General features: G+C 65.7%; 14 protein-coding genes, 1 pseudogene and 1 CRISPR repeat array. Of the genes and pseudogenes, 7 read left to right on the forward strand and 8 right to left on the reverse strand.

What is annotated here, in order from left to right; all coding sequences use genetic code 11:
* Positions 1 to 37: 37 nt before the first annotated feature.
* A complete protein-coding gene (locus tag FZ983_RS15285; RefSeq protein ID WP_149224357.1) occupies positions 38 to 931 on the reverse strand; it encodes a MurR/RpiR family transcriptional regulator in 894 nt (297 codons plus the stop codon).
* 168 nt (positions 932 to 1,099) lie between these two features.
* Complete coding sequence (locus FZ983_RS15290) at positions 1,100 to 1,855, reverse strand: hypothetical protein (protein WP_149224358.1); 756 nt, start codon at positions 1,853 to 1,855, stop codon at positions 1,100 to 1,102.
* A gap of 195 nt (positions 1,856 to 2,050) precedes the next feature.
* Between FZ983_RS15290 and fliG the strand changes: the two genes are divergently transcribed.
* The 7 genes and pseudogenes from fliG to FZ983_RS15325 all read left to right on the forward strand — a co-directional run.
* Positions 2,051 to 3,073 (forward strand): flagellar motor switch protein FliG, encoded by a 1,023-nt coding sequence (gene fliG, locus FZ983_RS15295; protein ID WP_014188857.1) that lies wholly within the window; start codon positions 2,051 to 2,053, stop codon positions 3,071 to 3,073.
* 255 nt (positions 3,074 to 3,328) lie between these two features.
* Entirely contained in the window at positions 3,329 to 4,339 is a 1,011-nt protein-coding gene (locus tag FZ983_RS15300; protein ID WP_188092338.1) for a TRAP transporter substrate-binding protein, read from the forward strand.
* A 105-nt stretch (positions 4,340 to 4,444) separates the two neighbouring features.
* Positions 4,445 to 4,954, forward strand: coding sequence for a TRAP transporter small permease (locus FZ983_RS15305; protein WP_149224359.1), 510 nt, complete (start codon positions 4,445 to 4,447; stop codon positions 4,952 to 4,954).
* A gap of 3 nt (positions 4,955 to 4,957) precedes the next feature.
* Positions 4,958 to 6,259, forward strand: a complete 1,302-nt coding sequence (locus FZ983_RS15310; protein ID WP_149224360.1) for a TRAP transporter large permease subunit — start codon at positions 4,958 to 4,960, stop codon at positions 6,257 to 6,259.
* 11 nt (positions 6,260 to 6,270) lie between these two features.
* Positions 6,271 to 6,993, forward strand: a complete 723-nt coding sequence (gene pxpB / locus FZ983_RS15315; RefSeq protein WP_247883767.1) for a 5-oxoprolinase subunit PxpB — start codon at positions 6,271 to 6,273, stop codon at positions 6,991 to 6,993.
* Positions 6,990 to 8,060, forward strand: coding sequence for a biotin-dependent carboxyltransferase family protein (locus tag FZ983_RS15320; protein WP_149224362.1), 1,071 nt, complete (start codon positions 6,990 to 6,992; stop codon positions 8,058 to 8,060). The genes pxpB and FZ983_RS15320 overlap by 4 nt, the downstream gene beginning before the upstream one ends.
* 21 nt (positions 8,061 to 8,081) lie before the next feature.
* Positions 8,082 to 8,171, forward strand: a pseudogene (locus FZ983_RS15325) (IS5/IS1182 family transposase); the annotation flags it as partial.
* A gap of 48 nt (positions 8,172 to 8,219) precedes the next feature.
* A CRISPR array of direct repeats spans positions 8,220 to 9,443; the repeat unit is 36 nt; unit sequence GTTGCGGCTGGACCACGGTTTCCCATCGGCTACACT.
* A gap of 74 nt (positions 9,444 to 9,517) precedes the next feature.
* On the opposite strand, the gene cas2 reads toward FZ983_RS15325, so the two are convergent.
* From cas2 to FZ983_RS15360, 6 genes are all read right to left on the reverse strand, one after another.
* Positions 9,518 to 9,817: a CRISPR-associated endonuclease Cas2 gene (cas2, locus tag FZ983_RS15330; protein ID WP_247883768.1), complete on the reverse strand. Its 300-nt coding sequence runs from the start codon at positions 9,815 to 9,817 to the stop codon at positions 9,518 to 9,520.
* Positions 9,818 to 9,856: 39 nt separating this feature from the next.
* Complete coding sequence (gene cas1 / locus FZ983_RS15335; RefSeq protein ID WP_149224364.1) at positions 9,857 to 10,819, reverse strand: type II CRISPR-associated endonuclease Cas1; 963 nt, start codon at positions 10,817 to 10,819, stop codon at positions 9,857 to 9,859.
* A complete protein-coding gene (gene cas9 / locus FZ983_RS15340) occupies positions 10,819 to 14,058 on the reverse strand; it encodes a type II CRISPR RNA-guided endonuclease Cas9 (RefSeq protein WP_149224365.1) in 3,240 nt (1,079 codons plus the stop codon). Before cas9 ends, cas1 begins: the two co-directional genes overlap by 1 nt.
* A 255-nt stretch (positions 14,059 to 14,313) precedes the next feature.
* On the reverse strand, positions 14,314 to 17,493 hold the full coding sequence (locus FZ983_RS15345; protein ID WP_211102914.1) for a class I SAM-dependent DNA methyltransferase: 3,180 nt from the start codon (positions 17,491 to 17,493) through the stop codon (positions 14,314 to 14,316).
* Positions 17,494 to 18,067: 574 nt separating this feature from the next.
* The gene (locus FZ983_RS15355; RefSeq protein ID WP_188092339.1) at positions 18,068 to 19,009 is read right to left on the reverse strand and encodes a hypothetical protein; all 942 of its coding nucleotides are present in this window, start codon (positions 19,007 to 19,009) and stop codon (positions 18,068 to 18,070) included.
* Positions 19,010 to 19,068: 59 nt separating this feature from the next.
* Positions 19,069 to 20,043 (reverse strand): cupin-like domain-containing protein, encoded by a 975-nt coding sequence (locus tag FZ983_RS15360; protein ID WP_149224367.1) that lies wholly within the window; start codon positions 20,041 to 20,043, stop codon positions 19,069 to 19,071.
* Positions 20,044 to 20,232 lie beyond the last annotated feature (189 nt).

Here is a 20,232-nt window from a genome sequence, read left to right on the forward strand (position 1 = left end):
TTTCAGCTTCTTTGGCGCGTGGAAAGGAAAGCCTTGCTCACTCGGTCGGCCGTTTGCTCTTCGGCACGACGTGGAGATAGGGCAAGATACGTTCGGCGACGTCGGCGGCCTGTCCGACGCTGTCGGGACCGGAGCGGGACAGCGCGGTGCCCAGCGCCACGATCAGCGCCATCAGCCCGGTGGGGGAGCTGTGGCGCACGCCGTGGTCGGCCCCGGCCAGCAGGGTGACGTCGGCAAGCGGAACGATCGGGCTGTCCGGCGCGTCGGTCAGCGCGATGGCCTTCGCCCCGCGCTCGCGGCACAGCTGCAGATGCTCGATGGTCCGGCGCGAATAGCGCGGCGAGGTGATGGCGATCACCAGATCGCCGGGCTTCACCGTCATCAGCCGGCGGATGGTGCGCTCCGTACCCGCGAACTCGATGGCTTCGCGGACATGGTCGACATAGGGCTCCAGCACGTCGGCCAGGAACAGGGCGAGATAGGCGCTGTCCCCAAGGCCGAGCGCCACGATGCGATCGGACTCGCGGATCAGGCGGATCGCGGCCTCGCACTGTTCGGGCTGCAGCAGATCCATGGTGCGGGTGATGTTGCCGGCGTCGCTGGCCAGCGATTCCCGCATGATCTCGGCGTTGGAGGTGTCGCGCTGCACCGCCACGCGCAGCTTCTCCACCGGGGCGAAGGTGGATTCGAAGGCGCGCAGCAGATCCTCGCGGAACTCCGGATAGCCTTCATAGCCGAGGAAGCGGGCATAGCGGTTGACGGATGCCACCGACACCTCGGCCGCCGCCGCCAGCTCCCCGATCTTCAGGGTCGCGGTGCGGAACGGATAGGCCAGAGCCCACTCCCCCACCTTGGCGAGCGCCGCCGGCAGCTGCGCCTGGCAGTTCTGCATCCGGATCAGCAGCGATCCCGTCTGAATGGGTGGCTCCATCCCCCCGATGCTCCTCCGGAAAGCCCAAGCGTGGCTTGCGTGAGCACAGAGTTACAGGCTTTCCACATTCCTGTAAATTCATTTTCACATAGTGGCGTATGCCAAAGGGCGGCGTGACTGGGGGCGACGCCCATGGGGAGCCTAAGACGGACGGTGAAAGGACGCCGGTTATTGCTGCGGGGTGCGCAGAAGCTGATTGGGCTCCGTCAGCCATTCTTCCAGCCGCTGCGGCCCGGCGGCGTCGGCTGGCGGCGATGCGGGAACCGGCGGAGGAACGGATGCGGATTGCGGCGGACGGTCGAGCGGAGCCCCGGCCCTGATCGTGCCGCGGGCGTCGACCTGCGCCTGGAAGCGGCGGCCGTCGGCGGTCACGAACTCGCCCGGACCGGTCGGACGGTTGCGGTGGAATTCGCCGACATACTTGTTTCCACTGGGGAAAATAAGCGTGCCGAAGCCGGTGCGGCGGTCGTCCCGCCATTCCCCCTCATATGTCCGCCCGTCCGCCCAGACATGGGTGGCCTGTCCCGAAACCAGCCCGTCCCTGAAATTGCCGTTGAGGCGGCGGCCATCGCGCCATGTGATGCGGGCCGGCCCTTCGATCCGCCCGTCGACGAGGGTGGCCTCCGCCCGGCCGTCATAGCGGCCGTCATGGAACCAGGTCAGCACGCCGGACCCGCTCGCCCAGCCGTCCACACAGGCGCCGGACCAGCGGATTGTCTTGCGCCGGTCGGGATACTGGTCGCGATAGCGGCAGTCGGAGCCCTCCAGCGTCACCGCCTGTTCCGCCAGGACGGGGGCCGGCAGGGCGACCATCAGGCCGGGAAGGAGCAGGACGGTCGCGGCGCCGCGAAGCCCGGCACGGATCATCAACGCCCGGATGGCGAGAGCGGCGGGACGGCGGGACATGTCCGGCGGGGCAGGCATGGGCGCCTCCCATTCTTGTGCAGGGGAATGACGCAGACCCCAACCGCGCCGGCCGGCTTCGGTTCCGGGACGCCGGCGGAAAGCTGGCGCGACAGCCGGTTTTGCTATTCCCGACCGGCTTCCTTATCGTTTGTTAACGATGTTTGCCGCAATGATCTGCCGGTAATGGCAATCGCGCAGGCATGAAGGTCAGCAATGGCTCAAAAGGTTCGTGAGGACTACCGGACCCTCACCGGCCCGGAAAAGGCCGCCATCATGATGCTGGCCTTGGGCGAGGAGCATTCGTCCAAGCTGTTCTCGCTGATGGACGACGAGGAGATCAAGGAGCTGTCCCAGGTGATGGCGAACCTGGGCACGGTCTCCGCCAACCTGATCGAGCGGCTGTTCGTCGAGTTCGCCGAACAGATGTCGTCGAGCGGCACCGTCGTCGGCTCCTTCGATTCCACCGAGCGGCTGCTGCTGAAGACCCTGCCGAAGGACAAGGTCGACCAGATCATGGAGGACATCCGTGGTCCGGCCGGCCGTACGATGTGGGACAAGCTGACCAACGTCAACGAGTCGGTCCTGTCCAACTACCTGAAGAACGAGTATCCGCAGACCGTCGCCGTCGTGCTGTCCAAGATCCGCTCCGACCATGCCGGCCGCGTCCTTGCCCAGCTTCCGGAAAGCTTCGCGATGGAGGTCATCATGCGCATGCTGCGCATGGAGGCGGTGCAGAAGGAGGTTCTGGACGACGTGGAGCGCACGCTGCGCACGGAGTTCATGACCAACCTCGCCCGCACCAGCCGACGCGACAGCCACGAAATGCTGGCGGAGATCTTCAACGGACTGGACCGCACCACCGAACACCGCTTCATGGCGGCCCTGGAGGAGCGCAACCGCGACAGCGCCGAGCGCATCAAGTCGCTGATGTTCACCTTCGAGGATCTGTCGAAGCTCGACCCCGGCGGCGTCCAGACCGTCCTGCGCACGGTGGACAAGCAGAAGCTGGGCACCGCGCTGAAGGGCGCGTCGGAGTCGCTGAAGGATCTGTTCTTCTCCAACATGTCCGAGCGCGCGGCCAAGATCCTGCGCGAGGACATGGCTGCCATGGGCCCGGTCCGCGTCCGCGACGTGGACGAGGCGCAGATGTACATGGTCCAGCTGGCCAAGGACCTCGCCGCCCGCGGCGAACTGGTGCTGGCCGAGGGCAGCGGCGAGAACGAGCTGATCTACTGAGCCCGCACCCATAAGGGACGGGCGGCGCTGATTTTTCCCCGTTTGTAACATTGGAGGTTTGACGGATCGCTCGGAACGGTGAACCCTTGGGGACCGAATGGGCAGGATAAGGGAGGCCGCCGTCACGATGCCTTGGCTATGGGCTGCTCGCGCAGGCTCCGGCCGGGCCGGACATCCGGCTTCTGCCCACCGTCCGACCGGCCACAAGGCCGGCGGGCGCCGCTTCGGCCAACAATCAGGGAGCTTCCGAACATCATGACCGCTGACATGCTGCAATCCCGTCTCGTCGCCCGGATGGCCGGCCCGATCGTCGCCGGCCTGCTTGGGCTGGGCGTCGCCGCCGGGCCGCTGGCAGCACTCGCCGAGACCTGGGACATGCCGACCCCCTATCCCGACACGAACCTGCACACCGTGGTGGTGAAGCAGTTCGCGGAGGACGTGAAGGCGGCCACCGGCGGCAAGATCCAGATCACCGTCCATTCCAACGGCTCGCTGGTCCGCCATCCGGAGATCAAGCGCGCGGTCCAGTCCGGACAGGCGCAGCTGGGCGAGGTGCTGATCAGCTCCTGGGCGAACGAGGATCCGCTGTTCGGCCTCGATTCGGTGCCCTTCCTCGCCACCGACTTCCAGGCGTCGCGCAAGCTCTACGACGTCTCCAAGCCGTATCTCGAGAAGAAGCTGGAGCGCCAGCGCCTGAAGCTGCTCTACTCGATTCCGTGGCCGCCGCAGGGCCTCTACGTGAAGGACGAGATCCAGTCGGTCGAAGCGCTGAAGGGGCAGAAGTTCCGCGCCTACAACCCGGCCACCACCCGCATCGCCGAGCTGAGCGGCGCCGTCCCGGTGAAGATCGAGGCGGCGGAGGTCGCGCAGGCCTTCGGCACCGGCATCGTCACCGCGATGATCACGTCGGCCGCCACCGGCGTCGACACCAAGGCCTGGGATTTCGTGAAGGTCTATTACGACGTCCAGGCCTGGCTGCCGCGCAACATGGTCTTCGTCAACGCCGAGGTGTGGAAGGGGCTGGACGCCAACACCCAGAAGGCGGTCCAGGACGCCGCCGCCAAGGCCGAGGCCGCCGGCTGGGCCGAGTGGGAAAAGAAGACGGCCGAGCTGAACAAGACCATGGCCGGCAACGGCATGAAGGTCCTGCCGCCGTCCGACAAGCTGAAGGAAGGCCTGTCCACCATCGGCAAGACCATGACCGAGGAATGGACCAAGGCCGCCGGTGCCGACGGCGAGGCGATCATCTCCGCCTTCCGCAAGTAACCGGCCGTTGCGCGGCATCCCGGACGCCCCGCTGCGGCGTGCCGGCTGGGATGCCGCCGCATCCTTGCCCCTTCGCCCCGACCGACCGCAGGAGGTGGTTGCGCCATGCGCACCGCACTGTCCCTTCTTTATCGAACCGCCGAGATCCTGGGCGCGGTCGCGCTTGCCGCCATTGCCGTGCTGATCATCACGCAGGTGGGAAGCCGCCTGTTCGGCCGCATGGTGCCGGGAGCCGACGAGCTTGCCGGCTATTGCATGGCGGCGTCCTTTTTCCTGATGCTGGGGCCGGCGCTGCGCCGCGGCTCCCACATCCGCGTCGGGGTGCTGGTGGAGCGGCTGCACGGCGCGCCCCGCCGCGCCTTCGAACTGGCCTGCCTCGCCTTCGGTACGGCGCTGAGCGCCTATTTCGCCTGGTACTGGGCGCGCATGACCTATGATTCCTACGATTTCGGCGACCTCAGTCAGGGCGTACTGCCGATCCCGCTGTGGATCCCGCAAGCGCTGATGGCGGCCGGGCTGGTCGTGCTGGTCATCGCCCTGATCGACGACCTTGTGGCGGTGCTGCGGGGCGGGGACGCGTCCTACCAGCATGCCGGCATGCAGAGCGAGGGCTGAACGATGGATCAGACGACCGCATCCCTCGTCGTCGTGGTGACGATGTTCCTGATGCTGGGGGCCGGCGTGTGGGTGGCGCTGGCGCTGGCCGGCGTCGGCTTCGTCGCCATGGCGCTGTTCACCGCCCGGCCGGTGGGCATGGTGATGGCGACCAACATCTGGGGGGCCAGCACTTCCTGGACGCTGACGGCCTTGCCGCTGTTCATCTGGATGGGCGAGATCCTGTTCCGCACCCGCATCTCGTCCGACATGTTCAAGGGGCTGGCGCCCTGGACCGGCTGGCTTCCCGGCCGGCTGATGCATGTGAACGTCATCGGCTGCTCGATCTTCGCCGCGGTGTCGGGGTCCTCGGCCGCCACCGCCGCCACCATCGGCCGCATGACGATTCCAGAGCTGAACCGGCGCGGCTACGACCCGCTGATGACCATCGGCACGCTGGCGGGCGCCGGCACGCTGGGGCTGCTGATCCCGCCGTCGATCATCATGATCGTCTATGGCGTGGCCGCCGACGTGTCCATCGCCCGGCTGTTCATCGCCGGTGTCATCCCCGGCATCGTGCTGACCGGCCTGTTCATGGCCTATGTCGGCGGCTGGTCGCTGCTGAATCCCGGCCGGGTGCCGCCGCCCGAGCCGTCCCAGAGCTTCGCCGAGAAGCTCCGCGATACCGGCGCGCTGATCCCGGTGATGCTGCTGATCGCCGCGGTTCTGGGGTCCATCTATGTCGGCATCGCCACCCCGACCGAGGCCGCCGGCATCGGCGTGCTGGGGTCGCTGGTGCTGGCGCTGGCGACCGGCACGCTGAGCTGGGCGACCTTCCGCGACAGCCTGTTCGGTGCCGCCCACACCTCGTGCATGATCGGCTTCATCCTTGCGGGTGCGGCCTTCCTGACGGTGGCGATGGGCTATACCGGCATCCCGCGCCTGCTGGCGGAGTGGATCACCACGATGCAGCTGTCGCCGGCGGCGCTGCTGGTGGCGCTGACCGCCTTCTTCATCGTGATGGGCTGCTTCCTCGACGGCATCTCCATGGTGGTGCTGACCACCTCGGTGATCCTGCCGATGGTGCAGCAGGCGGGCATCGACCTGCTGTGGTTCGGCATCTACATCATTATTGTGGTGGAAATGGCGCAGATCACGCCGCCTGTCGGCTTCAACCTGTTCGTGCTGCAGGCGATGACCGGCAGGAACATCTTCACCATCGGCAAGGCCAGCCTGCCCTTCTTCCTGCTGATGGTGCTGATGGTGGCCCTGTTGTGGCTGTTCCCCGGCATGGTGACGTGGTTGCCGTCGATGATGATCGGGTAAGGAGCGTGGGCGTGAAGATCCGCTTCACCACCGCAGGCGACACCGCCTTCAACGTCGAGTTCGGCGAGGCCATCGACCGGGCGACCAACGCCCGCGTCATGGCCCTGCACGCCCGGCTGAAAGCCGAACCGCCGGCTGGGCTGGTGGAGACGGTGCCGACCTTCCGCTCGCTGCTGGTGGTCTACGACCCGGTCGCCACCGGTCGGGGGGAGATGCAGGCGGCGGTGGAGGCGGCGCTGGCCGGCAGCGACGCCGCCGCGTCCGAAGGACGGCTGTGGCGCCTGCCGGTCTGCTACGACCCGGACCTCGGCCCCGATCTGGCCGAACTGGCCGGCGGGCTGGGGCTGACCACAGAGCGGGTGGCAGAGTTGCACGGCTCGGCCGAGTATTTCGTCTATATGCTGGGGTTCATGCCGGGCTTCGGCTACATGGGCGACCTGCCGGCCGAACTGGAACGGCCGCGCCGGACGGAACCGCGGGTGCGGGTGCCGGCCGGCTCCGTCGCCGTCGCCGGGCGGCTGACCACCGTCTATCCGTGGGAGAGTCCCGGCGGCTGGCACCTGATCGGCCGCTGTCCGGTTCCGCTCTATGACTCCGGCCGGGCCGATCCCGTCCTGCTGGCGGCGGGCGACCGGGTGCGCTTCGAGACGGTGGACCGCGCCGCCTTCGACGGCATCGCGCAGGCGGTGGCTGCCGGCCGCTTCGATCCCGCCAGTCTGAGGACCGCATCATGAGCGCCTTTCTGACCGTGGTGCGGCCGGGCCTGTTCGCGACGATCCAGGATTTGGGTCGCTTCGGCTTCCAGGAGTTGGGCATGCCGGTGGCCGGTGCGCTCGACCCGGTGGCGCTGCGGCTGGCCAACGCGCTGGTCGGCAACCCGCAGGGCATGGCGGGGCTGGAGATCGCCCTGCTCGGCCCCGTCCTGCGGGTGGACGCCGCCTCCGTCCGCATCGCCGCGGTCGGTCCGCTGGCAATGACGCTGGAGCGCGAGGGGGAGGCCTCCCGGCCGCTGGAACCCCACCGCAGCCACAGCCTGCGCCAGGGCGATCTGCTGCGGCTTGGGGCGGTCGATGGGGCGTCGGTCGCCTATCTGGCGGTGGCCGGCGGCTTCGCGCTGGCACCGGTGATGGGCAGCCTGTCCACCTATGTCCGGGCCGGCATCGGTCCGCTCGGCGGGCGTCCTCTGGGCCAGGACGACCGGTTGCCGCTTGTCCGCGACAGCGCGCCCATTGGGCCGCCCGATGAGCAGGAATTGGAACTGCCGCAGCCGCCGGAGTATGGCGTTGGGCCGTTGCGCGTCGTGCTTGGGCCGCAGGACGACCGCTTCACCGAACAGGCTTTGGCGACCTTCCTGTCGGCGCGCTATCATGTCGGCAAGCAGGCCGACCGCATGGGGCTGCGGCTGGAGGGGCCGGCGCTGAAGCATCGCGGGTCGGCCGATATCCCGTCGGACGGGCTGGTCACCGGCTCCATCCAGGTTCCGGGCAACGGGCAGCCGATCCTGCTGCTGAACGACCATCAGACCGCCGGCGGCTATGCCAAGATCGCCACCGTGATCTCCGCCGACCTGCCCCGCGCCGGCCGCCTGCGTCCCGGTGACCGCCTGTCCTTCCAGGCCGTGACGGTGGACGAGGCGGAAGCGATCCGCCGCCGACAGGAACAGGCGATATCCGGCTGGATCCGCGCCATCCGCCCGGTGCGTCCGGCCGGCGGCATCGATCTGGAGGCACTGTATGCGGAGAACCTGATCTCCGGCACGGTGGACATCGTCAATGGCGGCAGCGATCTGCCGCTGGTGTGAGGGGGCTCCCTAGAGTCTGTTGACATCCGCCGCATCGCCACACGATGTGACAAAGCAGACAAAAGCTTCGCAGCGGCCATCAACCTCGTCGCTACAGTCTTGGCAACGCGGCGAATGTCAACAGACCCTAGCGCCGCCGCGGGTGTAGAGGGGTTACCGGTTGCGGCTGGACCACGGTTTCCCATCGGCTACACTTTCCCGGTCGGCACGATGGAGGCGTTCAAAGTTGCGGCTGGACCACGGTTTCCCATCGGCTACACTGCTCTTGCGCCGAGTAACGGCCAGGGCCTTGTTGCGGCTGGACCACGGTTTCCCATCGGCTACACTCGGAAGGGGGGCGCTTTTGCGGGACAGCCGGTTGCGGCTGGACCACGGTTTCCCATCGGCTACACTACTTCGCCGGATGGCGTCAAAACCAGCTCTGTTGCGGCTGGACCACGGTTTCCCATCGGCTACACTGCGGCGAGTTCTTCGGCGAAGGGCTCGATCGTTGCGGCTGGACCACGGTTTCCCATCGGCTACACTCTGGCGCTCGCGTGCACCCAGAACCGGGCGGTTGCGGCTGGACCACGGTTTCCCATCGGCTACACTCCCGCGCCCGTTACCCAGTCCGTGCGCGCTGTTGCGGCTGGACCACGGTTTCCCATCGGCTACACTGCTGGGCCGGCTGGGCGAGCGCGCCTTCGAGTTGCGGCTGGACCACGGTTTCCCATCGGCTACACTCATCGCCGACAGCGTCCGGATCGAGGGCACGTTGCGGCTGGACCACGGTTTCCCATCGGCTACACTCGGGCGTGGCGCTCTGACCATGGGCGACCTGTTGCGGCTGGACCACGGTTTCCCATCGGCTACACTCGATCTCGCCGCACGCGCTGTAGTTGGGGTGTTGCGGCTGGACCACGGTTTCCCATCGGCTACACTGCGAAGACGGCTGGGCACCCGACTACGTCAGTTGCGGCTGGACCACGGTTTCCCATCGGCTACACTCAAATAGCGGCGCTCCAACTCGTGCGGCTCGTTGCGGCTGGACCACGGTTTCCCATCGGCTACACTGAAGTGCTTCACGAGATCGACCGCGGCGCGGTTGCGGCTGGACCACGGTTTCCCATCGGCTACACTTACCACCGGTTGCGCCTCATCCGCCGCCCCGTTGCGGCTGGACCACGGTTTCCCATCGGCTACACTCAGCTGCGGGTCTATCCGGGTGACGGCGCAGTTGCGGCTGGACCACGGTTTCCCATCGGCTACACTAGCAACCAAGAGGACAACATGACGACCCTGGTTGCGGCTGGACCACGGTTTCCCATCGGCTACACTGCAGCTGCCGCTGGATCTGGGGCAGCCGCCGTTGCGGCTGGACCACGGTTTCCCATCGGCTACACTACGTGGCGGGATAAGGCTCTGAAAAAGCAGCCTTATCCCGCCGCTCCACTGCCTCGATTCCGCCGCTCGGGCCGTCAGAAAAGAACGTATTGCTCCGGATTTTTCCGAGAGGGCTGACGGACTCGCCCATCAAAGCACACGATGGTTTCATACTGCTTTTCCGTGATGAAGACGATGTGCACCTTGCCAGTTGGTGGAACTGCCTTCTCGATTCGGCGCGTCAGCGCTTCCGATTGCTCTTTGCCAATGCAATGGCGGAGATAAACGGAGAACTGCGACATCTCGAAGCCTTGGTCCAGCAGGAACTTGCGGAAGGTCGTCGCGGCCTTGCGTTCGCGTTTGGTCAGGACCGGCAGGTCGAACAGCACCATCATCCACATGATCCGGTATCCGCTCAACATTGCCGCGGTCCGTCAGGCCGGTTGCGGCACGTTCGACCGCGCGGGTGGGGGAGCAGGCCATTCCAAAGGCTTCGGCGCCCAGGCTTTGCTGCCTTCCCCGGCCGGAAGGTCGAGCACCGCTTCCCCCTTTTCATAGGCCTGCGCCAGTGACGTCGCGGCCCGCATCACCACCGTGGACAGCGGCGTGGTCCCCTCCGCCGTCGGCAGGTCGAGTGACGGGACAAGCGCCAGGAATCGTTTGGTGTCCGGCGTCACCGCTTCGTGCCCCGCATCGGCCAGCCGAGCCACGGCGAGGTCGACGAAGGGGCGGAAAGGCTCCATCAGATCGTCCACCAGGCACAGCGGATTGGCCCTGTTGCGGTGGAACAGGCCAAGCGTGGGGTGCAGTCCCGCCCCCATCACCGCCCGCGCCACGGTGGAGCGCAGGATGGCGTAACCATAGTTCAACAGGCCGTTCATACCGTCGGCGTCCGAATCGCGCCGGAAATCGTTCCCGAACAGCAGCGGCCAGTATCGGCGCGCCGCCTGCGCCTCGATGTTGTCGGGGTCGCCGGAGCGCACCTTGCGGGCCAGCGCCTCGAACGCACCGGCGGGCGCGCCGCGCGCCTCCAGCACCGCGCCCTGCTGGCGGACCTTGGCGCGCACAAGCAACTGCCAAAGCCGCTTCGTCTGCGGCACCGAGACGTTCAGCTGGGCGCGCATGCGCTGGGCCTGTACATGATGGCCATCCACCGGCCACAGGAAGGCTGCCGGCACATGGTTCGGTCCGCACAGCACCACCACGACGCCGCGCTCCGCCAGGGCCAGCAGCAGGTTGTTGCTGTAGGTCAACCCATGGGCGTTGGCGACCACCGCGCCGATGTCGTCGAGCGGCACGCGCCCGATCTCCCGCCCCTGCCCTTCCACCACCAGAAAGCCGCGCGACAGCGACAGGTGGCGGCCATCCTCGGCGATCTCGACGATGCGGCCGGTCATCAGGCGGGCTCCGCCTCGCCGGAAATGGGCATCGCCGCCCATTTCGGGAATCCGGGGTCGCGCACCCGGCCCAGCGGGTCGACGGTCACCCGCCTCGCCCTGCGCGTGCGCAGCTTGTCGAAGGCGACGATCAGCCAGCGGAACGGGTCGTCCGGATCGGCGTGGCGCTTGTCCAGTTCCCCGGCGTCCACATGCTCGACCATGCGCAGGCGGTTGTTGGCAGGCTCCAGCCGGGCCACGCGCATGATCCGCAGGCGCCCGTCATGGTCCAGCCTGACGAGGTCGCCCTTGTGCAGGCGCATGACGAAGCGCTCGCCGTCGGCCGGTACATAGGGTGCGGCACGGCCGTCCGGCAGGGCGGTCCGGCGGGCCTCGAACAAGGTGGCGGCGCGCCCGGCCCAGCGGCCATCCGGAAGCGCCACGATGTCGATGTGGTGCACGTCGCCGGCGATCAGCCCCTTGTAGGGTTCGCCGTCCGGCCCGGCGAGCCAGATCGGATCGGCCTCCTTGGCCAGCAGGCGGACACGCCGGATGCCCACCCAGGGTTCGGTCGCTGCCAGATCCTCCGCCGCCTTCGCCACCGCCTGCTTGGCGTCCAGCCGGTCGGGGCCGTTCCGGTGGAAGGCGACACGCTCCTGCATGGCTTTGCGCAGGTCGGGGGCACGGATGCGCGCGACCTCCTTCTCCGTCAGACCGTCGAGCGGCTTACGGTAGACGAGGTTGAAGCCAAGCGCCCGTTCCGCCTCCAGGGTCGGACCATAGGCCGTGTCCTCGTGCAGGCGGCCGCCGGTGCCGTGCTCCGGCTTGTGCGAGACGGTCACGCCGCGCGCCCGCGCCGCCAACTCGTCGCGGAAGCCGTCCCAGGGATCGTCGATGTCGTCCATCAGACGGTCGAGCCCCAGATCCTCGGCACGGGATGCCGCCTGAGCCAGCCTCTGCACCATGCCCTGGTCGATGCAGCCGATCACCGCCGCGTCCAGCGCGTGGTGCAGGTGGTTGTCGCGGTTCTTGGCGAAGGTCGCATCGACCGGCGCTTCACCGCCTTCGCGGTTGTGGTCGCGCAGGATGGAATCGACGCCCCAGCGCCGGCGCAGCATGGCGGTCAGCCGCCCCGGCGAGACACGCACGCGGTCGGGGTGACAGACATGGCGCAGATACTCCCGCGCCAGCCGGGCCAGATATTGCGTGTCGGTGATCTGCCGGGCGAGGAACTCTTTCTCCTCTCCCCAGCGGTTCATGGCGCCTTCGGCAAAGCGCCAGCGCTTGTTGGGCGGCAGATCCTCGACGCAGCCGAGAATCCGCGACCAGCGCGCCTCGTCGCCGTGCCAGCGCTCGTAGGGTGTCAGGTTGCGCTTGTCGCGGTTGGCGGCGGCCAAGCAGACGATTTTGTTGGCGGCGCTGTCGTCCAGCGTGCGGGAGAAAGGCAGGATGTGGTCGATGTCGACCTTTTCCGACAACAGCATCTCCAGCCCGATGGTCTCGCCGGTGTAGGGACAGCGGCGGTTGACCCCGGCCCCCTGCTCTTCCCACAGCCGGAGCTTCATCAGGTTGCGGCCGTTGACCGGCGCGTTGACGCTGCGCAGCAGCGCCTTGCGCTCCTCGTTCCGACGCTGGTTCTCCGCCTGCTCCTTCTCCTTCTGACGACGCTTCTCCTGCGTCTGCTTCACCTCGCGCGCCAGTTCCACCACGATCTCCTGCGGCTGGCCGTAGCGGTCGATCAACGCGTTGACCACCGTCCGGACCTGATTGAGCCCGATATGCACCGTCGGGTTGGCGAGCCGGCCGAGCCGCTTCTCCTCCGGGTCGCCTGGATTGCCGGTGCCGAAGGCGACATGGCGTTCCAGCGCCTTGGCGTAGTAGGGCAGGCGTTCCAGCCGCTCGCCCGGCCGGCGGTCGGAATGGTGGGCGCCGGGGAAGGCGACGGGCACGGCCTCGTCATAGCGGATGGGCCGCTGGTCAGATAGCTGGGGGCGCGATTCGGATTCCAGCACCGGCAGCAGGGCGGCCAGGGCCTTCCGGCCGACGCGCAGGTGAAAGTCGGGCAGCCGTGCGTCGGCGACACGGGCCGCGGCGTCCGGTTCCAGATCCCAGCGCGCGACCAGCCAGTCGATCAGCGCCCCATCATCGGTTTCCGACAGCAGCCGCTCGACCACCTCGTCCTGTTCGGCCAGGGTCAGCCGCGCCCAGCGCGGGCCGAAGCGCTTCTTGTCGGCCAGCACCGCCGAGGTCTCGTCGGTCGCCAGTTCCGGCCTGCGGGTGGATTCGTGGGAGAACCCGACGTCGGAGCCGAGCTTCAGCACCTTGCGGATGTCCTTGAATCCGATGGCCTTGCGGGCCGGCTTCGCCCGCGCCGCGCGCAGGATCAGGTCGCGTTCCTCCATGGTCAGGGGCCGCTCGCTGCGGTCCGGCATGATGATCCGGAGGTTGGCGAGTTCGGTGTAGAGGCGGAAGCGCTGCGCCGAGGGCAGCGCGCGCGGGGCGCGCTCGTCCTCCGGGATCAGGGAGCATTTGCCAACCTGCGGCGGCTTCAGCGGGCGCTGGTGGAAGATGCGCTGGCGCAGAGTGGTCCGCACCTCCTCCGTCAGCAGGTCCGGGTGATGGCGCGCCTGCGCCGCCCACAGCGCATCGAACTCCGCCTCCAGCATCTGCCGCGCCGGGTAGAAGGGGTATTCGGCCTTGGCGCCCCGCCCGACCAGCCGGGCGCGCACGCTGCGCCCGTTCGCGCGCAGCCACGCGAAGAAGGCGCCCAGCGTCGGCGTGCCGGCCTCCGCCATCTGCATGTCCAGCCGGTCGATGCCGGAGCGGATCTTGCCGGCCTCCTCCTCGTCGCCGGTGCCGCGCATCGCCTTGAAGCCGCGGCGCTGGTTGATGTGGAACAGCGCGCGGCCGATCTCCTGCGGCTCCAGCCGTTCGGTCAGCCCGCGGGCGCGAAGTTCGTAGGGGTCGAGCCGCTCCAGCGCCTTGCGTGCCGCGCGGTCGCCCGGCATCAGGCCGAAGCGGATGAGCCCTGCCATCAGCCGCGCGCGGCGCACCAGCGTCCGGTCGCGCCGCCGCCGCATCTGCCGCGCGATCCGCCGCGCCACCGCCAGCGAAGTCTTGTCCTGGGGGTTGCGTCCATCAGTGAAGATGCGCACGCCCATGCGCCGGATGCCCTTCGGCCTTCCATCATGATCAAGGTCCAGCACGCACCAGCCAAGGGAAGCGGTGCCGAGATCAAGGGAAAGGCGGTAAGGCTGCATGGGATCGTCCGCTTACGAATTGAATACGCGTGAGTTCAAGCGGGATAGAGTCGCCGGAAACTCTTCGCCGTCGAGCCTATCACAACCCTTGACCGTGCGGCGGTCTATGCTATTCTCTTTTTTAACTGGAAGCGTTGCCTGTTTTAGCCGATGGGAAACCGTGGTCCAGCCGTTAACAAGTCCGCCTCGGCGGACACAAGATGCGGGGCGGGCTACGGCTCGCCCCTTCTTGTTTGCGCAAGCTTCTCTCCCCGGTCATCCGGCCTTTCTCCGGTGCGAGGTTGGGCGCGAAGGCTCCGTAGCGCGTTGCGGCTCCGCCACGGGCATTTCCACAGAGTCGGACTGCGCCGGTTTTCCGCCCGAGATCGGCAGCAGCAGATTCCCTTGATCCCTGTCGATCGCCTTCGCCGCCTTCTTCCGGCGTTTGACCGCATCGGCAGCCGGCCTTGCATGGTTCAGAGCCAGGAGGCGGCGCAGGACCTCCTCGTCGGAAATGTCGGCCGGCCAGCCGTAAGCGGCGGCCACGGCGGCGTCGAGCGCCGCATGGGCGTTCGCCAGGAAGGCCGGGCGCTGGTTGTAGAGATTGGTCAGGGTGCGGGTCTTCAGGATCGCAGCAGCGGCCTCGTCGCGCGGCAGCAGGCGGTCGGGAAAGCCCGTTACCACCTCCGGCTCCCGCGTCACAAGGTCCGGTGGGTTCAACCAGTTTTCCCGCAGCTCGTTCAACCGCTGTGCTGCCTCGGCGATGGCCTGCGCGCGGGGGTCGGCTGCGTAGGATGAGGCCGGGAGATCAGGCGTCAGTCCCTCCGGGAAGGGGAAGGTTTCGAATGTGGTCGAGGGGGTGTAGCGGGGGCGGTCCTCCAGGCTTGTTCCGAGACGCAATGCCCAGAGTTCGTGGAAGCGGCTGTGCAGGATGCCGAAAGTCGTGTCATCGTCGCGGGCAATCACGTCCAGCAGATTGGCCGACAACACGCCGGTGGGCTGCCACACGAACACCCGATGCTTGGCGACGACCGGTGTCACTATGCAACGTACAAGCCTGGAGAGGTTGGTCCGCAGTTCGGGACGGGAGCGCTCGTGCTGCCACCATACGCTCCGGGTTCGTTCGTTGCGGTCTTTGCTTCGTTCCGGACGGACTTCGCGCAGCACATGCTCGAAAGGTGCCTCATAGAAGGCCGCTTCCTGTTCATCCATCCCCGTGAAGTCGATCACCCAGGTGTCCGAAGATCGACGGACGACATCCAGGGCGTTCAGCCAAGGGCGCAGAACATCGGCATTCGGTCGTCCATTCGGGTTGGTCGGGCTGGATAACCACGCGCGGGCCGTCGAACCGGGAACGTCGAAGGATCCATATTTTTTGATGCCTTCGAAACACACCCCGACATTCTCCGCCAGCGGCTTCGCCGTCGTCAGATCCACGCCGCCCGCGGTCAGATCGGCGAAGATCTCCGGCACCTCGCGGCCGTCCAGCCGGGGCGTTTCGTCCAGGCCCTTGGGGCCGAAGCACACCAACGACACGCGGACGGCGGCGCCGTCCACCGTCCAGGGCTCGTCGGACCACGCTTCCAGGATGGTGCCGTCGGCGCGGATGCGGTCGAGGACGCTGCGGTTGGCGCCGCCGCGGATCGAATTGGTGGCGACCAGTCCGACGCGCTCGATCTTACCCTCTTCCAGCAGGGCGCGCGCCTTCTCGAACCAGTAGCAGACGAGGTCCGCCGCACCCGGCACACGCCCTTCGAACAGGCGTCGCAGGCGCGTGACATACTCCGCCCCCAATTCGCCCAGCATCGTCTTGTCGCCGAGGAAGGGCGGGTTGCCGACGATGACCATCCGGTACGGCTCCCCGTCATCCTCATCGCCGCCGTCCTTCCCGGCCGCTGCGAGGGCTTGCGGATCGGACCAGCGGGTCTCGCCGCCGATCAGGTCGACCAGCGCGTCCTTCTGCTCGATGGTCTTCAGGGACTGCAGGATGGGGTTGCGCGGCACGTCGTAGCCATGGCGGCGCATCCACTGGATCGCGCCGATCCAGACGGAGATGCGGGCCAGTTCGACGCCCAGCGGGTTCACGTCTATGCCCAGCACCGCCTCCGGCCCGATGGTCTTGGAGCGCTCGTTGCCCTTCAGATCGAGTTCGAGCTGACGGGGAAAGCCGAAGGTCTCCCCGTCGATCACCACCTCGTGCTCCAGATCCTTCAACTCGCGCAGGGCCAGATACAGGAAGTTGCCGGAGCCGCAGGCCGGATCCAGCACGCGGAACCGGCGCAGGCTCTTGAGAAAGCGGTCATAGAGCGCCCGCGCGTCGCGGCGTGCCCGGTCGCGCCGCCGGGGCGCCGCCCCCCTGGCCTCGGCGAGCAGTGCCGTGATCCGCTCCCGCGCCGCCGCCCATTCCCGGCGCAACGGCCGGGTTATGACAGGCTCCACCAGCTTCATGATGGTCGGTTCGGGCGTGTAATAGACCCCCACCGCCCCTTTGGAACGGCCGTCGCGGTCGCGGCGCACCACCTCGCGCGCCAGCGCCCGGCGGCGCTCCGGGCTCAGGCCGCGCTCGAACAGCGTGCCCATGATCGTCGGGTCGATCTCCGACCAGTCCAGCCGCGCCGCTTCGCGCACAATGGCGAGGTCGTCCCCGTCCAGCGGCAGGGCACCGGCGTCTTCGAACAGCCCGCCGTTGAACCATTCGACCTTTTCGAACCCCAGGCGTCCGCCGTTCTTCATGGATCGGAACAGCTGCTCCGCCAGCGGCACGAACTCGGCCGGGTCACGTACGGTCTCGTCCAGCAACCGGGTGAACAGGCCCTTTCCGAGCAGGCCGACATCTTCGGCGAACATGCAGAAGACCAGCCGCATCAGGAAATGGGCGACGGTCCAGCGGTCGTGCCCGCGCGCCACCATCCGGGCGGCCAGGGTCGCGAAACGGGCCGCCACCTCCTCCGTCAGCATGGCCCGTGTCCGACCGGGCCGCAGCCGCTCCGGATCGGAAAAGGCCCATTTGAGGATGTCCAGCCGGCTGGAATCGAGCAGATCCCGCAGGCCGATCTCGTGCATCACCGTGACCGCGTTGGTCCAGTTCGTGTAGACCCGGACCCTTGCCATGTCGCTGACGATCAGCAGTGGCGGGTTGGCCAGGGCCGGCGCGTAGCGCTGCAGCTGGGCGTAGGCCGCGTCCAGGTTGCGGCCGGGTCCCTTGTACTCCCACGCGAAGCAGCCACGTTTCCAGACATCGGCTCGTCCCGGGCGCCGGTCCGTCTTCGCGACCGCTTTCTCGAAGCAGTAATCGGTGGCCGACGGGTCCGCTTCGGCAGGAGGCATCTCCCCCAGAACATGACAAAGGTCGATGAAATGCTCGTGCGAACCCTGGCTCTCGCCCAGTGAAGACCGCCCCCATTTGCGGACGAAGTCTTCCACCGTCATGCGAGGCCGCATGGCGTTGTCAAGCATCTTGGCACGTTCTCTGGTGTGTTTATCTACATCAGATACGCGCCAGAAATATTAAAGGATGATTAATCCCAGAGAGAACACAAACATATGCTCTCTCTCGATAAAGCATACGACTGGATGGTTTTCGCTTTTCTATGATTTTTGCAAACACAATTCTAAGATTTGAAGCGAGCCGTCTTTTGATACTTTGATCGTATATATTGGGCCCATGATAAGGATACCGCCCCCAGGCTTGGGTCGATCATCCCTTCCCTTCCATGGAATTCAGCAAAGGGCAGGTTTGGGGGAACCGGCCGGAGGCAATGACGCGAGCAACGGAGAAACGCCCCGATTCGTCAATACTGCGGCGTTTTGCCGCACAGAATGCGCTTCCCACTTACCTTGCTTTCCGGACCATCCACCGTCGCCACCGGGCGGGGATCCCGAGTTGCGCGGCCATGAGGACAAGATCGGGCAATGAACGGGCGCCCATCTTCTCCATCACGGGGCGTTTGTGCATCTTTGCCGTTATCTCACAGCAAATCATGAACCACGCCACGCACTGAACCTCGAAATCCACCACATCAGTTCACGCTTACGGTCCAACATCAGACATAGGAAACAGGATTTGCCTGAGACGGTCCTTCAAACGAGCGCCTGTGGCCGCCCAATTCTCACCTCTTACGTCCAGGACATGGTCCGTCAGATAATAATATACCCAACTGTAGGCCCGCCTCCTCTGTGCAGGACTGTAACCGTCAATGTATGCGGCCGCCAAATCGAGGTCTACGCCCAAACCCGCGAATGTAACCCACTTGTAGTCACATTGCCCAAATGTCACGACCGGCTTGCCATGAATCAGCGCCTCGAAGCCACAGCCCGAATTAATTGTGACGACACCGGCGGATTGGCAGATCAAGCTATGAACGTTCTCTTGTGATTGATAGATGTTTGGCTTCTGTGTCCAAAACCGCACGGCTTCGGCGATTGCGGGATCATCATTGTAAGGATGAAGCTTTATTACAAGCGGCCTGCCTGTGCTGACGGCCCAGGTGGCAACCTGATGCAGAAATTCGGAAACACCGATTTCCGCATGGCAGACGATTGCATCATCCGCACTCAGTTGAAGCGGCACGAATATATATCCCTGCGGCGCCTCGATCGCTTTTGGATTCGGCTGGGAATATTTCGATTCTCCACTTCTCAACCATGTCTCGCTCAACTCGACACAGTAGGCAACGCTGTCAGCCGAGTTTACATGGCTGATGTCTGGCATGTTCCGCATGCTGGCCTGAAACGGTCCCCAACCATCACGATCCAGCGTGAAGGTACCGTTCAAATACATTTCCATGTAATAGACATCGCCATCCGGCATCTGGTTCCTTGACAGATGCTCGTAGAGAATCACCGGGCGAACGTCATCGCTTCGGTGCTGATCACACAGCCAGGGCTCCGGGTCATCCGGAGACCAGGATTGTTCGACGACATCAAACCCCAGTTCGACGAGGCCCTTGAAGAGAAGATGCTCGAACCGCAAACGAAGTTCATCCTTCGTACGCCGCCGAAGGTTCCGTACATATGCAGTGCGGGCCTGGGTCATGGACGATAATACGAGGTAAGAAGCGACAAGAGATATGGGTCATTGCGCACCCGATCCGCCCAGGGTGGCGCTATGCCGTCTCTCTGCAGGCTTGGATGTTGGACGACGCGCGAGGCCAGTTTGGGCAGATTGGTGATGGCCATTGATTGGAACCACCTTCCGAAGTTCCAGCGATCGACACTGTCCCTCGCAACGCTAATGCCCGCTGTCAATCCATACGCGTAATGCAGCCAACCGGACGGAAGGAACAACAGGTCGCCCCGTTCAATGACACATTCGAACGGGGTCGTTTCCAAGAACCGGGGAAACCTGTCCGGATCTGGGTTTTGCGGATCGATCCCCGTCCCGTCCACCGTGAATCCGAACGGGTCCACCTGGGCGACCAGTTCGGCCTCCGCCGGTGAAAATAGGACCAGCTTTTTTCTGCCAACAATTTGCGCCAGATACGAATGCGTGTGATCGTGATCATTATGCAACTGGGACAGTGACCCCTTTGGCCCAATGAAGGCAAACGTGTGCTTGTTGAAGAACGCTCGCTGGGTCTCCGGCATTAGCCTGTCCAGCAAATTCCGATCTTTCATGAAATACGGTTGATGGAAATGGTCACCGATGCCGCTGAGGTATTCGAGATCCCAAGAAACCAAATATTGTGGCCCATCAAGCGCACTACCCGCTCCAGCCGTGTCCAGCTGGCTCTCTGTCCCGACATAGGAAAAGTTACGCGGGACACGACCGCGCAAATCGCCGTCTTCAGTGATGTAGTCGATGTAGTCCGAAAGGCGTCCGCGCATGCGGACATCGGATTCAAAAGACGATGACGTGATTACAATCGTTTCGCCATAGGTCTTCTTGAACCAGTCGAACGACCATTGCATGCACGACCAATTGGCCATAGCGTCCGTGACGATGAATGGCGTCCCGAATCCTCCGATCCCCCCGGACAACAATTCGTCCACATCGGCGTCGCTCAATCCGGAGAGTCGAGGAACAGCCTGACTATGGGGTAGCCACTGTTCCCTCGTCGTAAGAACTGATGTGTCCACTTGAAAATCTCCCGGTTGGTCCGCCAGTGGTAAGCACAGCAAGATCCCTCATTGCATGGCACTTGAAGGTACGCCACATGGGCGATACTTCACTCGAAGCAGCCAATCCGGCGTCTT

The sequence above is a fragment of the Azospirillum sp. B21 genome (assembly GCF_008364825.1).
Taxonomy (GTDB): domain Bacteria; phylum Pseudomonadota; class Alphaproteobacteria; order Azospirillales; family Azospirillaceae; genus Azospirillum.

Excerpts from the sequence above, each read along its gene's own strand:
- cas1 (WP_149224364.1), bottom strand. The coding sequence starts at position 10,819 with ATGACCGGCCGCATCGTCGAGATCGCCGAGGATGGCCGCCACCTGTCG.
- FZ983_RS15290 (WP_149224358.1), bottom strand. The coding sequence starts at position 1,855 with ATGCCTGCCCCGCCGGACATGTCCCGCCGTCCCGCCGCTCTCGCCATC.
- FZ983_RS15320 (WP_149224362.1), top strand. The coding sequence starts at position 6,990 with ATGAGCGCCTTTCTGACCGTGGTGCGGCCGGGCCTGTTCGCGACGATC.
- FZ983_RS15345 (WP_211102914.1), bottom strand. The coding sequence starts at position 17,493 with ATGCTTGACAACGCCATGCGGCCTCGCATGACGGTGGAAGACTTCGTC.
- FZ983_RS15300 (WP_188092338.1), top strand. The coding sequence starts at position 3,329 with ATGACCGCTGACATGCTGCAATCCCGTCTCGTCGCCCGGATGGCCGGC.
- FZ983_RS15305 (WP_149224359.1), top strand. The coding sequence starts at position 4,445 with ATGCGCACCGCACTGTCCCTTCTTTATCGAACCGCCGAGATCCTGGGC.
- cas2 (WP_247883768.1), bottom strand. The coding sequence starts at position 9,817 with ATGATGGTGCTGTTCGACCTGCCGGTCCTGACCAAACGCGAACGCAAG.
- fliG (WP_014188857.1), top strand. The coding sequence starts at position 2,051 with ATGGCTCAAAAGGTTCGTGAGGACTACCGGACCCTCACCGGCCCGGAA.
- cas9 (WP_149224365.1), bottom strand. The coding sequence starts at position 14,058 with ATGCAGCCTTACCGCCTTTCCCTTGATCTCGGCACCGCTTCCCTTGGC.
- FZ983_RS15310 (WP_149224360.1), top strand. The coding sequence starts at position 4,958 with ATGGATCAGACGACCGCATCCCTCGTCGTCGTGGTGACGATGTTCCTG.
- FZ983_RS15285 (WP_149224357.1), bottom strand. The coding sequence starts at position 931 with ATGGAGCCACCCATTCAGACGGGATCGCTGCTGATCCGGATGCAGAAC.